This is a genomic window from Roseburia sp. 1XD42-34 (genome assembly GCF_009917385.1).
In the GTDB taxonomy this organism is placed as follows: Bacteria; Bacillota; Bacilli; order Bacillales; family Amphibacillaceae; genus Virgibacillus.
Genome location: NZ_QWLJ01000011.1, coordinates 65,920 through 80,134, shown reverse-complemented (window position 1 = coordinate 80,134; position 14,215 = coordinate 65,920). Strand labels below are relative to the sequence as shown.

At 38.5% G+C, this 14,215-nt stretch carries 11 protein-coding genes; 4 read left to right on the top strand and 7 right to left on the bottom strand.

The genetic code is table 11. The annotated features are described in order from the left end of the window. Nucleotides 1–111: 111 nt before the first annotated feature. Nucleotides 112–996 carry a fructose bisphosphate aldolase gene (locus D1839_RS08465; RefSeq protein ID WP_120379460.1) on the bottom strand — a complete coding sequence of 295 codons (885 nt, stop codon included), beginning with the start codon at nucleotides 994–996 and terminating at the stop codon, nucleotides 112–114. A 274-nt stretch (nucleotides 997–1,270) separates the two neighbouring features. On the opposite strand from D1839_RS08465, the gene D1839_RS08460 reads away from it, so the two are divergent. Further along, a complete protein-coding gene (locus D1839_RS08460) occupies nucleotides 1,271–1,894 on the top strand; it encodes a fumarylacetoacetate hydrolase family protein (protein ID WP_120379461.1) in 624 nt (207 codons plus the stop codon). A 214-nt stretch (nucleotides 1,895–2,108) separates the two neighbouring features. Here D1839_RS08460 and D1839_RS08455 read toward each other — a convergent pair whose 3' ends face one another. Together D1839_RS08455 and D1839_RS08450 are read right to left on the bottom strand one after the other, a co-directional pair. Beyond that, a complete protein-coding gene (locus D1839_RS08455; RefSeq protein ID WP_120379462.1) occupies nucleotides 2,109–3,425 on the bottom strand; it encodes a Na+/H+ antiporter family protein in 1,317 nt (438 codons plus the stop codon). Nucleotides 3,426–4,208: 783 nt separating this feature from the next. Next, complete coding sequence (locus tag D1839_RS08450; RefSeq protein WP_183030214.1) at nucleotides 4,209–4,763, bottom strand: helicase; 555 nt, start codon at nucleotides 4,761–4,763, stop codon at nucleotides 4,209–4,211. A gap of 401 nt (nucleotides 4,764–5,164) precedes the next feature. On the opposite strand from D1839_RS08450, the gene D1839_RS08445 reads away from it, so the two are divergent. Then, nucleotides 5,165–6,466, top strand: a complete 1,302-nt coding sequence (locus D1839_RS08445) for an MFS transporter (RefSeq protein ID WP_120379463.1) — start codon at nucleotides 5,165–5,167, stop codon at nucleotides 6,464–6,466. 471 nt (nucleotides 6,467–6,937) lie between these two features. On the opposite strand, the gene D1839_RS08440 is transcribed toward D1839_RS08445, so the two are convergent. Further along, nucleotides 6,938–7,732, bottom strand: coding sequence for a MurR/RpiR family transcriptional regulator (locus D1839_RS08440; RefSeq protein WP_120379464.1), 795 nt, complete (start codon nucleotides 7,730–7,732; stop codon nucleotides 6,938–6,940). A 140-nt stretch (nucleotides 7,733–7,872) separates the two neighbouring features. On the opposite strand from D1839_RS08440, the gene D1839_RS08435 reads away from it, so the two are divergent. Beyond that, the gene (locus D1839_RS08435; protein ID WP_120379465.1) at nucleotides 7,873–9,198 is read left to right on the top strand and encodes a 6-phospho-alpha-glucosidase; all 1,326 of its coding nucleotides are present in this window, start codon (nucleotides 7,873–7,875) and stop codon (nucleotides 9,196–9,198) included. 82 nt (nucleotides 9,199–9,280) lie between these two features. Continuing rightward, nucleotides 9,281–11,383 (top strand): PTS transporter subunit IIABC, encoded by a 2,103-nt coding sequence (locus D1839_RS08430; protein WP_120379466.1) that lies wholly within the window; start codon nucleotides 9,281–9,283, stop codon nucleotides 11,381–11,383. 520 nt (nucleotides 11,384–11,903) lie between these two features. Here D1839_RS08430 and D1839_RS08425 read toward each other — a convergent pair. Genes D1839_RS08425 through D1839_RS08415 form a run of 3 tightly spaced genes read right to left on the bottom strand, consistent with a single transcriptional unit; the run spans nucleotide 11,904 to nucleotide 14,152 of the window. Further along, the gene (locus tag D1839_RS08425) at nucleotides 11,904–12,542 is read right to left on the bottom strand and encodes an ABC transporter permease (protein ID WP_120379467.1); all 639 of its coding nucleotides are present in this window, start codon (nucleotides 12,540–12,542) and stop codon (nucleotides 11,904–11,906) included. A gap of 21 nt (nucleotides 12,543–12,563) precedes the next feature. Continuing rightward, entirely contained in the window at nucleotides 12,564–13,481 is a 918-nt protein-coding gene (locus D1839_RS08420) for an osmoprotectant ABC transporter substrate-binding protein (protein WP_120379468.1), read from the bottom strand. Between the two features lie 17 nt (nucleotides 13,482–13,498). Then, a complete protein-coding gene (locus D1839_RS08415) occupies nucleotides 13,499–14,152 on the bottom strand; it encodes an ABC transporter permease (RefSeq protein WP_286164756.1) in 654 nt (217 codons plus the stop codon). Between the last annotated feature and the right edge of the window lie 63 nt (nucleotides 14,153–14,215).

Genomic DNA, 14,215 nt, shown 5'->3' with positions numbered 1-14,215 from the left:
GAAATTCGAGGAGAAGCCAAGAATTTGTAAGTGGGGGAAAATCGATTCATTCAACTAACCATCCATGGGGGAGAGAACTTCCCACTGATTGGAGTTCTACTTTATAATTCATTACATCGAAGCTTCATAAATGGATTTAACCGCTTGTTGCAGCGCTTGATTAAATTCTTCATCTGTCTGATTAACATTTAAATCTTGACTCAGTGCTCTAGAAAAGCTAGCGATCAGACCGTCATTTTCTTTTAGTTTAGCGTTTGCTTCATCTCTAGAGTAGCCGCCAGAAAGGGCAACAACACGAACGACATTCGGGTGTTCGATGAGCTCCTTATACGTATTCGGTACTGTAGGAATGGTTAATTTTAACATGACAAGTTCTGACTTGTTCAAGTTATTAAGATGACGTAGTATTTCCGCTTTTAATAGTTCTTCGCATTTTTCTTTTTCCGGACTGTTAATATCTACTTCTGGTTCAATGATTGGTACTAGGCCAGCAGCTATGATTTGTTTACCAATTTCAAACTGTTGGTCGACAACCGCTTTGATGCCTTCTGGATTGGCGTCTTTAATAACAGAGCGCATTTTCGTTCCAAAAATGTGCCGTTCATTTGCACGCTTTAATAGCGCTTCAAGGTCTGGGATTGGTTTCATAAGCTGTACGCCGTCCGATTTTTCAGCAAGACCCTTATCTACTTTTAAAAACGGTACGATACCTTTCTTTTCAGCTAAATAATCGCCTGTATACATTCCCTCAATTTCACGGTCCATCGTTTGCTCAAATAAAATGGCTCCTAAAATAAAATTGGAATCAAAAGCCGGGGATGTAATAATCCGTGTACGCATTTCATGTACTAAATCGAACATTTCGTCTTCATTCGAATATGCTTCTTCTTTGATTCCATAAGCGGCTAAGGCTTTTGGCGTGCTACCCCCACTTTGGTCAAGTGCAGCGATAAATCCTTTTCCCTTTTTCATTTTTTCCAATTGCTGTTGTTGCATAATTTTCCACTCCTTTACTGTATTACTGCTAGCTTCTTCAGCTTAGAACGAATGATACATTGAAAGTAACAGAAGCAACATGTACATGTTAATTGTAGCACTTAAGCACAGAAGGTTATAGTCATGTGCATGATAATTCACGTATTTTAAACCGATGTTTGGAGAAATGCCATTTTTAAGCACCATACGGTTGGAAGAGCGGGGCAGCGACTTGGATTGTCAGAATATATGGTATACTATGAGGAAAAATGCCACATTAGAAGGAGTGATATAAATGAACATAAACAATATCTTCTGTATCGGTCGTAATTATGCAAATCATGCTGCTGAGCTTGGTAATGCTGTACCGGAACGCCCCCTCGTTTTTTCTAAACCAACCAATTCTCTCGTAACAGCCTATGGTCAAGTTATCCCTTACTCATTTGATAAAGGCGATATTCATCATGAGCTTGAGATCGTTTTATACATAGGAAAAAATGTAGCAGATGATTCGAAGATTGAAGATGTGGTCACCAAGATGGCACTTGGAGTAGATTTGACGTTAAGAGATGTACAATCTGAATTAAAAAAGAAGGGGCATCCTTGGCTATTAGCGAAAGGCTTTAAGCATGCAGCTGTAATCACAGACTTTTGGGATTTTCCTGGGGAAGCGGCTTGTGTGGAAAAGGATTTTTCCTTGTTGCGAAACGGAGAAATAGTTCAACAGGGAAATATTACTTCTATGATCTTCTCTTTCCAGACGATTTTGGACTATCTTCAAGCGCATTTCGGCTTGCAGAAAGGGGATATTATTTATACGGGAACTCCTGAAGGGGTGGGACCAATTCATCAGAGTGAAACATATGAACTAAAGTGGGGGGAAGACGTGAAAGGGAGCTTTGTTGTGGAGAAACGATGAGCGAAAAGTTCATGAAAGAGCAAAAACATCCCGTGGGGGTGGAAGGTACGATCATTCGTATTTTACTGTCATTATTGTAGAAGTAATGGAATACTTAAAGATTAACTTTGTTTTAAACTATAGTAGAAACTTATAATTATTTCAATAAGCAATCTATCTTGACAAACAAGACAAGTTAGATTGCTTTTGTTTTACTTTATGAAAGCTACCTGTCCTATAAAACCAATGCAGCGATAATGCCACAAATAAACAGTGGAATATTATAATGAATAAAGGTTGGCACACAGGTGTCCCAGATGTGATGATGTTGACCGTCGACGTTTAAACCAGATGTAGGTCCTAATGTACTGTCGGAAGCAGGAGATCCGGCATCTCCGATTGCTCCTGAAGTACCAATTAAGGCAGCTGTTGCTAAAGGACTAAATCCTAAGCTTGTACATATGGGAACGAATATAGCTGCCAATACCGGAATGGTTCCAAAAGAGGTACCAATGCCAATAGTGACTAGCATTCCAATGATCATCATGACAACAGCGGCTAAGAATTGACTGTCTCCAAGCCAAGCACTTGCAGATTGTACGAGTGCTTGAACAGACCCAGTTTCTTTTAAAACAGCGGCATAGCCGGAAGCAATTAGCATTACAAATGCGATAACGCCCATCATTTTTACCCCATCTTCCACAATAACGTCTCCACTCTGCCACGTTTCGGCACGAAGCACAAGCATGGTTAAAATGCCGCCTAACGCAGCAAGTGCAAGCGATCCATACATAAGCTGCAAGGTCAGGGTAACAGCTAAGCTAAGAAGGGTCACAGAGTGTTGCCACTGCCAACTTGCATTGGTCTTATCGTTGGTTGCTGCTGCATCATTTGTAAATTGGTTTGGGATCACACGATATTCTCTAGGTTTTCGATACGTATATAAGATAGCTATTGCTAATCCAATGACCATCCCTGCTACTGGAATGATCATGGCTAAAGGGACTTGCGATAAGCCAATTTCCATCCCGTTCGCTTTCATTTCATCAACAATGATGTTTTGGAAAATCAGCCCAAATCCTATAGGAATCAGTATATAAGGAGCTTTTAGGCCGAATGTTAATGCTGTTGCAATCCCCCTTCTATCTACTTTCATTTTATTAAAGATGGTCAGAAGTGGCGGGATTAGAATCGGGATGAAGGCAATATGTATAGGAACAACATTTTGCGAGAGACTGGCTACACCTGCTAACAAGAATAGTACGATAGCACGTCTTCCTTGCATGTACGGTAATACGCGTTGAATGAAAAGAGTAGTAATACCAGACCTTGCAATCATAACCGACAAAATACCTAAAAGAATATAGCTAAGCGCTGTCTCACCTTGCCCTCCGAGGCCCCCAATTAACAAGGTGAATGTCTCTTCCAACGATATTCCTGCGCCTATTCCTCCGACGATAGATGCGATGAGTAAAGCGAAAATTACATGGACACGCGCTAGGCTTAAAACAACTAAAGCTAATACAGATAATACAACAGGATTCAATAACATCGGATTGCCCCCTTTTACAAAATAATTGGCAAGAAAAGAATAACAACATACTTAAAGCGTTTTCAAATTAATGTTAGTTAATTCAGATATTTTGAATTTTCGGCTGTCTTAAAGCTATTATAAACAACGAAATACAGGCTGACCAATACGCTTTTTTTATTACTTTATAACTTTTGCTTATAAAAGCTTATTAAGCTTGTTGCTTGGGCACGACATATTCAATTTCTTTGTTCTTTATTCTTCTGTGGAGAGGTGTTTAAGACAGGCAAAAAAAACGCAGCAACTACTACACGCTGTTCTCTCATTTAACCGTCCTTCTACTGTATTATCATTTTCTTTTTTAAGTCTTGCATAAATAAAACCATAAACAGATCCATAGCCATCTCTAGACGATTACGATTCGGGTAAAAATTAAGCCAGGAGAGGGGACGGTAATTCGTATTTTATTGCCTTTGAGTTAGGAACAGGTCTCTTTATCATTTGCGAGAACAAGGTAGTAACATTAAATGTATTTATAAACAGTTAAGCAGTTACATTTAATGTTACAGGTCCTTTTTTCTTATAAACCACAAGCCTAATTTTTTTGGAGCATCCTTATTTCTTCTCTTCTTATAAATTTTCTCCCCTTTCATCAAATAGGAAAGGTTGACTAAAATTTATCCCCCCATTTAATGTTTTGAAAAAAGCAATTTTATTCCTAGTTTACAGAGGGAATGCATTGCTTTTTTTGTTTCCAATAAGGGTTTTATAGCATATGAAAAACTATGGCTATCGTCATGATAGCTAAGTTTTTTTGAAATTTGTTTCACAAAAAATAAAGTGGTCGCTTGGGTTCCATACGTGCAAATTATCAGCAAGGTAACCTCGAAGCCATAATACATCGTTAATCCGTCTTAGGTAGAATCCTTTAGGGAAATAATCGTCTTCTGTTTCTATTTGCGATGCTATCGTGATGGAGCCAGATGGAGCTTGAGGCCGTTTTGAACTATTATTCAAGCTACATTCTGGCTGATTTACGTATTCCAGTCTGAGGTAAACCGCTAGTTCAAGAGGGCATAATTTTAGGGCGAGGACGCTAGCTCGTTTAAACAGTTCATGCGTAGTAGCTCCTTTAGCGTAACCAAGGTCACGTACGGTTAATTGTACGGTGTGTACCGTATATTTTGTATGAGAAGTTGTAAATACATCACTAGCTAACAGTAGTTGTGCATATTCGTTTAATGCGATTGTACTTTGTTGCAATTTTTGAATAAGCTGGGTTTTAGTCAACCCGCCAATTACTAAAGTTCTATGAATAGTTGGGCAATTAGGGTATACTTGTCTCCCTTTTATATGCAATTATCATCTACTCCTCTATTTTGGGTTGTGAAGTAAAAATGGAACAGGTATTATTGAATTTTCAGTCCTTTACCTAATGCTTAGTGTTATCATTATATCATTAGACCATAAGCATCTGTATAGTTGTAAAAAAATATCTTTAAACAGATAGATAGCAATAAGGCAAATCTCCTTGTATAATACCTTGGTAGGTATTTATAGGGTGGATGAACTGATATGGTTTTTATCAAATAGTACTCTACTTAAAAATATCTGTGTTGCAAATATAAATATGGTAATGGTGGGTTGTTGAATCTGTATATAGTGATGAGCTTAAGTACCTAACTTTTTTGGTGTAAACATGAATTAGTTCATTATATTATAAACGTATCTTGTTCGGATTTAAGAGAGGGGAAGGGGCAATGAAAGAAGATAAGAAAATGATTCACCATTATATGAAGTCAAAGGAAGAAAGACAAAAGCTGTATAAACGATCTTTATGGATTGTTTTACTATCGCAAATTTTTGGCGGGGCAGGATTAGCTGCTGGTATTACTGTTGGAGCACTGCTAGCCCAAGATATGCTAGGAACAGAAAGTTTTGCAGGGGTACCGGCAGCTTTATTCACGCTTGGTTCTGCACTAGCTGCATATCTTGTAGGGCGTTTGACACAACGCTTAGGACGTCGCCATGGATTGACCTTTGGATTTATTTCCGGGGGCGTTGGTGCTATTGGCGTCATAGTAGCTGCGAACATGAATAGTGTACTGTTGTTATTTATATCTCTTTTTGTATATGGTGCAGGTACAGCGACGAATTTAATGGCGCGTTATGCAGGGACGGATTTAGCTTCTGAAAAACAAAGAGCCAAAGCTGTCAGTGTAGCGATGGTTGCTACAACGTTTGGAGCCGTAGCTGGTCCAAACCTTGTTACACCTATGGGAAAAGTTGCAAAAGTAATCAATATGCATCCGTTAGCAGGTCCGTTTATCCTTGCTGCAGTGGCCTATCTTTTAGCTGGATTGACGATTTATTTGTTTCTTCGACCAGATCCATTACTCGTGGCAAGGGAGCTTGCGGTTTATGAAGCAAGCCAGAAACAACCTGGCTCGTCTACAGAATCTAGTCTTGCTCATAAATCTAATCGTATTGGCGTTTTTGTCGGAGCGATGCTGTTAGTATTGTCTCAAGTCGTTATGGTTGCAATTATGACGATGACGCCAGTCCATATGCAAAATCATGGTGGTGAATTGACAGCCATCGGAGTGGTCATCGGTCTTCATATTGCCGCGATGTATTTGCCATCACTTGGCACAGGGTTATTGGTAGATCGTATTGGTAGGAAATCTATGGGAGCTGCTTCCGCAATCGCCTTAGCTATGTCAGGCATTATAGCGGCTTTTGTTCCGGGAAATTCATTAGTTGGCTTAACGAGTGCTCTCGTTTTATTGGGTCTTGGTTGGAACTTCGGACTTATTAGTGGCACAGCTATAATTATTGATTCAACAACGATTCATAACCGAGCGAAAACGCAAGGGTCAATTGATATTTGGGTAGCGCTTGGAGGTTCCTTTGGCAGTATCATTTCAGGAGTCATAGTTGCCTATTCCAACTATGCAATTTTAGGATTTATTGGCGGGTCGGTCGCACTCATGTTAATACCGATTATTTACTGGTCACGATTGAAACAAAGAAGAAAAGAGGAAACCACGTTGTCTGCATGATTTGTAGATAGCGTGGTGTTTTACTAATGAGATAGGAAAGTATAAAATGAGAAGCTTGTGGATAGCGAAATAACCGAATCGCCACCGTCCGGGTGCATGAGCCCAGCAACGATGCGACTTTAGAAATGCGCCCTACCATAAGGCCTCATCGGTTCGTCTCTAAGAGGAAGACCGACTAAAAACGGCCTTGCCGCCCAGACGTCGGCATGATTCCTTTATCCTGTAAAAAGGCGTTATAGACTCCCACCTCAAGAATGGGAGATGCGAGCGGAGCAAGTCGAAGTGGGGGGATAACAGCACCTAAATCCCCGATTCGTTCATGGACCTTTAGGTCATACCCTGGTGGTACTAACCATCAGCGGGGATGAAGAAAACCCCGCTGATGGAAGGTTCACTTTATCTCTAGTTGATTCGTTCCATTCGCTACGTTGCTAAACGGGCGCTTGCGCTTTTGTTTTCGAACAAATATGGTTATTTAAAAATGATGGAATAAGCGAGGTAAATAGAGTTAACGGCACTTAACAAATTTATTTCTTCTATTACAGGTGACTTAAAGTTGTCCATTTTATGGCTACTTATACAGATGGTTTGGTCAGCATTTTCTGCTAGAAAACTATTTGGAAATCCTGTAATAGCGATGATAGGTATATTATTTTTGTTAAGCTCCCTAACAAGCCTGACGATAAATCTAGTTTCTCCTGAAAAAGAAATGACTACTGCTACATCGTTTGCTGTCATCGTTTTTGCTTCTATAATTTGATTTTCAGGGTCACTGTATGCCGTTGCATCTTTACCAAGACGTGTAAATTTGAATTGTGCATTTCTTGCTAGTAGGTGAGAATAGGTTACACCAAAAAATGAAATTTTAACTGCTTGGCGGATTTTATGAGTGGCTATCATAACCTCTTTTGAAGATAATAGTTTTTTTGTCTCATATAGAGATAGTTGTAGTTCATCAAAATAATCAGTTAATTTATTTGCGTTGTATTTGCTCTCTGTATATCCCCTCATCACTTCATTCGTATTATACTCAATAAATGTACGTGCACGTTCTTTTAACTCTTTGAAGTTTATGTGATCAAACTTTTTGCAAAACCTAGTAATAGTAGCAGGAGATGTATGACAGGCTTCTGCTAATTTGTAAATAGTCATATGAGGTATTTTTTCTACATTTCGTAAAATAAATTGCGCGATAATAATTTCTGACTTGGTGTGATCTGTTGAAGATTCAATAAAATTTAATAGCTTTACCATAAAATTATACACGAATGGATCCTCCCTTCTTCTTGATTGTATTATAGTATACAACTAAAAAATTTCATAAAATGAAATTATTGAAGCGTTTTCTGTTTTGTCATTTATAATCTTCATAGTGACAAAATCAAATCAACAGGAGAGGAATTTTAATGAAAAAGTTTAATGTAGTTATTGTGGGTGGTGGGAGCACATTCACCCCTGGGCTCTTAAAAGGAATGTGTTCTAGAAAGGATACGTTTCCTATTAAACGGTTAGTAATGTATGACATTGATGCCAATAGACAGCAAAAGATAGGTGAATTTGCAAAAATATTACTTAAAGAAGAATATCCAGAGGTTCATTTTAGTTACACAACCAATAAAGCTAAAGCATTCACAGAAGACATAGATTTTGTACTTTGCCAAATGCGTACGGGCGGCTATGAAATGCGCGAAAAGGATGAAAAAGTTCCTTTAAACATGGGATTAATTGGTCAAGAAACATGTGGACCTGGAGGGTTTGCTTATGGAATGCGCTCCATTGGTGACATGATTGAATTAGTAAATGATGTCCGAGCAAAATCGAAAGATGCGTGGATTTTAAATTATACAAACCCAGCTGCTATTGTAGCTGTTGCGCTAAAAGAGGTATTTCCAAAAGATAATCGCATTCTTAATATTTGTGATCAACCTGAGAATTTACTTCGCTCTTATGGGAAACTGCTAGGTGTTCATGAGCGGGACTTTGAACCTGTTTATTTCGGGTTAAATCATTTTGGCTGGTTCACTAATTTATACGATACTGAAGGAAATGACCTTCTACCAAAGCTACGAGAAAAAATACTTAATGGAGGGTTTCGTCCAGCTGATGCAGAACAGCGGGATCAATCATGGCTAGATACTTATGCAATGGTGGAACAGATTGTTCGTGATTTTCCTGAGTATTTACCTAATACGTATTTACAATATTATCTGTACCCAGATCAGGTGTTGAAAAAATTAAATCCAGATTTCACTCGAACGAATGAAGTACAAGCTGGACGAGAAAAGCGCGTATTTAAGGATTGTGCGCTTGCCGTGGAGGCCGGAACGGCAAAGGATTGTGATGTCGTTCAAAATGATGCACACGGTGAATTCATCCTATTTGTGGCAGAGTCTATTGCTTACAATAAAGGGAACAACTTTATTGTCATTCTGAAAAACGATGGATTGGTGAGCAACTTACCACAGGATGCAATGGTAGAGGTCGCTGCAAGCATTACAGCAAATGGCCCTAGACCTTTCGCTGTTGGGGAAATACCTACATTTTATAAAGGGCTCATTGAAGCTCAGTATGCATATGAAAAACTAACGGTCGAAGCTTATTTAGAAAAGTCCTATGGTAAAGCCTTACAAGCATTGACATTAAATCGAACGGTGGTCTCTGCAAAACAGGCTAGAAAGGTGTTAGATGCTTTAATTGATGCCAACAAGGGTTATTGGCCAGAATTGAATTAATTTAACTGGCTTACTCTCTACACATATGTAGAGAGTAAGCGGTAAACGTATTAAATGAATTCGATCTCAAAGGAGGCTTAAAATGAAAAAGATTTTTACATTTGACTTTTTTCAACGCATTGGAAAAACGTTTATGGTAATCATTTCTCTATTGCCAGCTGCTGGATTATTATTAGGTATTGGAACAACCTTGCAGTCACCATATTTGATCGAATATTTTCAGTTTTTGGATAATTCTGTATGGAAAACTATATCCAGTTTAATGAAAGGTGCAGGAGGAGCCATATTTGGGAATTTAGGTGTTTTATTTGCAGTAGGTATTGCCGGAAGCTGGACAGGTGGAAAATCACCAGCAGCTCTTTCAGCACTTGTAGGGTATTTAATTATGCATACAGTTATTGGCATTACTACTGGAGTTAATATGGATAATATTAGTGAAGCTGGACATACACTGGAACTTGGAATTCCAACTTTACAGGTTGGTGTTTTTGGTGGAATAGTAATGGGATTTATAGCTGCTGCATTATATAATAAATACCATAACTTCAGAATGCCTGAAATGTTGTCGTTCTTTGGAGGAGCTCGCTTTGTTCCAATAATTACAGCAGTGTATTCTGTAGGAATTGGACTTATTTTGTCTTTCATTTGGCCCATGGTTCAAGAATGGATTTATGAGTTGGGAGCTGCATTATCTGGTGAGAATACACCGCCATTTTACATGTTTATTTATGGAATTGTGGAAAGAGGCTTGGTTCCGTTTGGATTACATCACATATTTTATATACCAATTCGTTTTTCTGAGGTTGGAGGAGTCTATACTACATTAGCTGGACAAATGGTATCAGGAGATACAGCGATGTACATGTCACAGCTTGCTGATAAACAAATAGATAGTGCGGTTGAAATTACAGCTGGAAGATTTATGGCAGGCAAGTTTCCATTTGTCATGATTGGCTTACCTGCTACAGCGTTAGCAATGTATCATATGGCTAAACCAAAGAATAAAAAAGCTGTTGCAGGTTTATTATTAACTGCCGCAGGTACAGCATTGTTAACTGGAATTACTGAACCGCTTGAATTTACATTCTTATTTGTAGCCCCTTTATTATATGTTTTTCATACGTTTATGGCTGGTTTGTCTTTTATGATTATGTATATGTTAGATGTTAATATTGGTTATGCAGGTGGGTCAGGAATAATTGATTTTATTCTATTTGGTATTTTACCAGGGGTTGGAGAGCCGTGGTGGTATGTATTAATGGTAGGGATTGCAATGGCAGTTGTTTATTATTTGGTCTTCCGCTGGGCAATAAAAAAATGGAGTTTGATAACTCCAGGTAGAGGCGAAGAAGGAACAAATCGTTTATTCACAAAAGCAGATATGAATAAAGACAGGGAAAATAAAAGCGCAAATGATATAAATCAAAAAGCATATGAAGTGTTAGAAGCGCTTGGCGGATATGAGAATATTAATAATTTGGATGCCTGTATTACTCGTTTACGTGTTGGTGTGCATCACAAGGGAAATGTAGATAAAGAAAAACTACAAATACTTGGCGCTTCTGGTGTACTAGAAGTAGGAAATGGTGTACAAGCCATTTTTGGTCCTACATCAGACATATTGAAAAATGAAATTTTAACAATTATCGATCAAAGCGTCAGTTTGATTCGTAAGGAGCCTTCAAAGAAGCAAAAAAAAGAAGCTCATGAGGAAATAGAGCCTACCATGATGTTGACTGCTATATCCCCTCTTTCAGGGAAGGCAGTTTCTTTAGAAGAAGTTCCTGATGAAGTGTTCTCCCAAAAATGGATGGGTGATGGCATAGCTATTGTTCCTGAGAAGGGTAAAGTAGTTTCCCCTGTAGAAGGTGAGTTAGCCCATGTTTTTCCAACAAAGCATGCCATTATAATTCGTTCTGTTGATGGTATAGAAATCTTGATTCATATGGGATTGGATACGGTTAACCTTGATGGAAAAGGGTTTGAAATCAAAGCTACAGTAGGGAATACTGTAAAACAAGGAGATTTATTGGCAGAGATGGATTTGGCTTTTATTGAAAAACAGGGATATAACGTGATTACGCCAATTATTGTTATGAACACGGATAAGTTTTCAGTAGATCAGCCTCTGCTATCGAGGAACGTTAGAACGGGAGAACAAATTTTTACTGTAAAACCAATATAAAGACGGTACCTGCGGAGAATACTATATATTTGTATTTTCTACAGGTGCTTTTTTATTCCTGTTTAGATGGTGTGGCATTTGTTGCAATACAGATTATCCAACTCCTGAACTTATAGCACTTTCTATACGAAACAAAAATAAGAATCCCAGAGGCAGTTCACTTCGGATCGCAATTTGATTGGTGCTTTTCTTAAAAGCTTTATCCAATATGGCATTCATATTTTGAAAAGACATGTGATTACAAAATATGAATCGCAAAAATAGTTAGATGTAAGATCTTTACTTATACTTTAGGAGGAGAAGCCAAGGGTTTAACTTTAAGCAAATTGTCAAATGTGTTGGCTGATTCGTTATATGCCAATCGGGAGGGCATAACAGAAAACCCTTGCTCATTGAAATTTACTTTATCCCGTATATAAGACTGTAAGACTCTACAGTTAAGGAATCTGAGGAGAAGCCAGAACTATAAGTGGAGACAATCAGCAGGGGATAAATGCGTCCCCCTGATTGAAGATTAACTTTATCTTGGCATAAGGCGCTTTTCTATCCAGCCCATACCCAAGTCAGCCACAACCGCCATCAATGCTGTCGGGATGGCACCAGCCAAAATAATAGCTGTTCCATCGGAGACGTTTGTTCCTCGAATGATAATTGCTCCTAAACCACCACCACCAATAAAAGCTCCAATCGTTGCAATACTAATGCTGATGACAAGTGCTGTTCGTAAGCCTGCCATGATAACGGAAAGCGCTAGTGGGAATTCAACCATCCGTAATAATTGAAATTTGGTCATTCCCATTCCGCGACCTGATTCAATTAATGCTTGATCGACATTACGGATACCCGTGTACGTGTTACGAAGGATTGGTAGTAGAGAATATAAAAACAGCGCAGCGACGACGGTATTCGGTCCTAATCCTAATACAAGCATAAGAACAGCAAGCATGGCTAGCGCTGGGATAGTTTGAATGACATTAGTAAATGAAAATATCCACTTACTTAAGTTTGCATGCCGTGCGATGAAAATACCTAAAGGGATGGCGACGATAGCTGCAAACAAAACACCGTAGGCAGACATGAGAAAGTGTCGGTAAAATTCCTCCCAAACATACGAATAGTTTTGCGTGTAATAGTTCCACAACTCAGCTAATGTTTCCAAAAAATCACCCGCTTTCCTTCATTATTCATTTTCAAAGTAATGATGTTCTTCCAAGAATTCTTTTGCCACAATATAGGGCTCTTTCATTTTTACATCTGCTTCATAGTTCATGTAGCGCATCGTTTTCTCATCAATTTTACCTGCCAAAGATTCCAAGATGTCCTTTACTTCTGGGTGGCTTTTTAATATATCATTTCTTGCAACAGGCGAAGCATCGTACGGCGGGAAAAAGTTTTTGTCATCTTCTAAGCTAACTAAATCAAATGCCTCAATACGGCCGTCCGTAGTATAAGCTAGTACAACATCCATATTTCCACTAGCTACTGCTTGGTAGACAAGCCCAATTTGCATTGGATATGCTTTTCCAAATTCAAACCCATATGTGTCAATAAAGCCTTGGTAGCCGTCACCTTCACGGTTTAGCCAAGCATTATCAACTCCAAGACGTAGATCAGCAGCATATGGTTCAATATCAGAAACCTTTTGTAAATTTTTTTCTTCAGCTAACTTGTTAGTTACTGTAAATGCATAAGAATTTTCAAATCCATACGGGTCAAACCAAGTTTGGTCAAAACGTTCTTCAAACTCCCGTTGAACAATCTTAAGTGCCTTATCCGTATCTGTAACAAGATCCATTTGCAATGTTCCAGGCAAATCAGTGCCTGTATATCTTGTTCCTGTAATGTCAACTTCGCCTTGCTCTAACGCTTGATGCTGCACAATAGATGACCCCATATTGCCAATGATTTCTGCATGATAATCGGTTTTATGTTCAATAAGCTGTTTTATAATATAGCCGATAGTCATCGATTCTGAATTGTTTAATGTACCAATTTTTATCGTTTCTTTAGAAGATCCGCTCAGGCCTGGTAATGAACAACCACTTAAAAGTAGTAAAATAGTAGTAATAATGACCAGTTTCTTTTTTGACTTGAACAATGTGCGTATCCTCCTTTCTAGGCAGCTTTTGATGAACCACTAATTCCTGTTGGAGTTAAACGTTCTTCCAACCGACCAAATACATAGTCGATGATTAACGCAAGCAACGTAGTCGGAATAGCTCCTGCCAAAATAAATTCAGTTTTAAATAAATTCAAACCATCAAAAATAAAGTCACCTAAACCACCTGCGCCTATATAAGCGGCGAGCGTGGCCCAGCCAATTAAATAGACAGTAGATACTCGAATTCCAGCCATGATTACAGGCATTGCTAATGGGAGTTCTACCATTCGAATCCGCTCCCATCCCGTCATCCCCATACCACGCCCTGCTTCTAGTATGTTTTCATTTAAGTTATATACACCTGTATACGTATTACGTAGAATAGGAAGAAGAGAATAGAAAAACAAAGCAACAATAGCAGGTACTTTTCCAATCCCAAGAAGCGGGATGAAAAAAGCTAAAATTGCTAATGTAGGAAATGTTTGAATAATACCTACTAAAGACATAAATTTATCGGCAACTTTGGGAACACGTGTTAAAGCCACGCCCAGTGGTACAGCAACTATGATTCCTAAAAAGATGGAAAGCAATGAAATATAAAGGTGCTCCCAAGTTTTAAATAATAGTTGGTCTCCATACTCTGTAAAAAATGTTTGTAACGTCTCCACATGATCACTTCCTTTGTATTGGAGATTTGGCGTATTAAAATCATCAAAGAGGTTCATTCATAT

Coding starts and splice junctions, on each gene's coding strand:
- D1839_RS08465 (WP_120379460.1), bottom strand. CDS start 996: ATGCAACAACAGCAATTGGAAAAAATGAAAAAGGGAAAAGGATTTATC.
- D1839_RS08460 (WP_120379461.1), top strand. CDS start 1,271: ATGAACATAAACAATATCTTCTGTATCGGTCGTAATTATGCAAATCAT.
- D1839_RS08455 (WP_120379462.1), bottom strand. CDS start 3,425: ATGTTATTGAATCCTGTTGTATTATCTGTATTAGCTTTAGTTGTTTTA.
- D1839_RS08445 (WP_120379463.1), top strand. CDS start 5,165: ATGAAAGAAGATAAGAAAATGATTCACCATTATATGAAGTCAAAGGAA.
- D1839_RS08435 (WP_120379465.1), top strand. CDS start 7,873: ATGAAAAAGTTTAATGTAGTTATTGTGGGTGGTGGGAGCACATTCACC.
- D1839_RS08430 (WP_120379466.1), top strand. CDS start 9,281: ATGAAAAAGATTTTTACATTTGACTTTTTTCAACGCATTGGAAAAACG.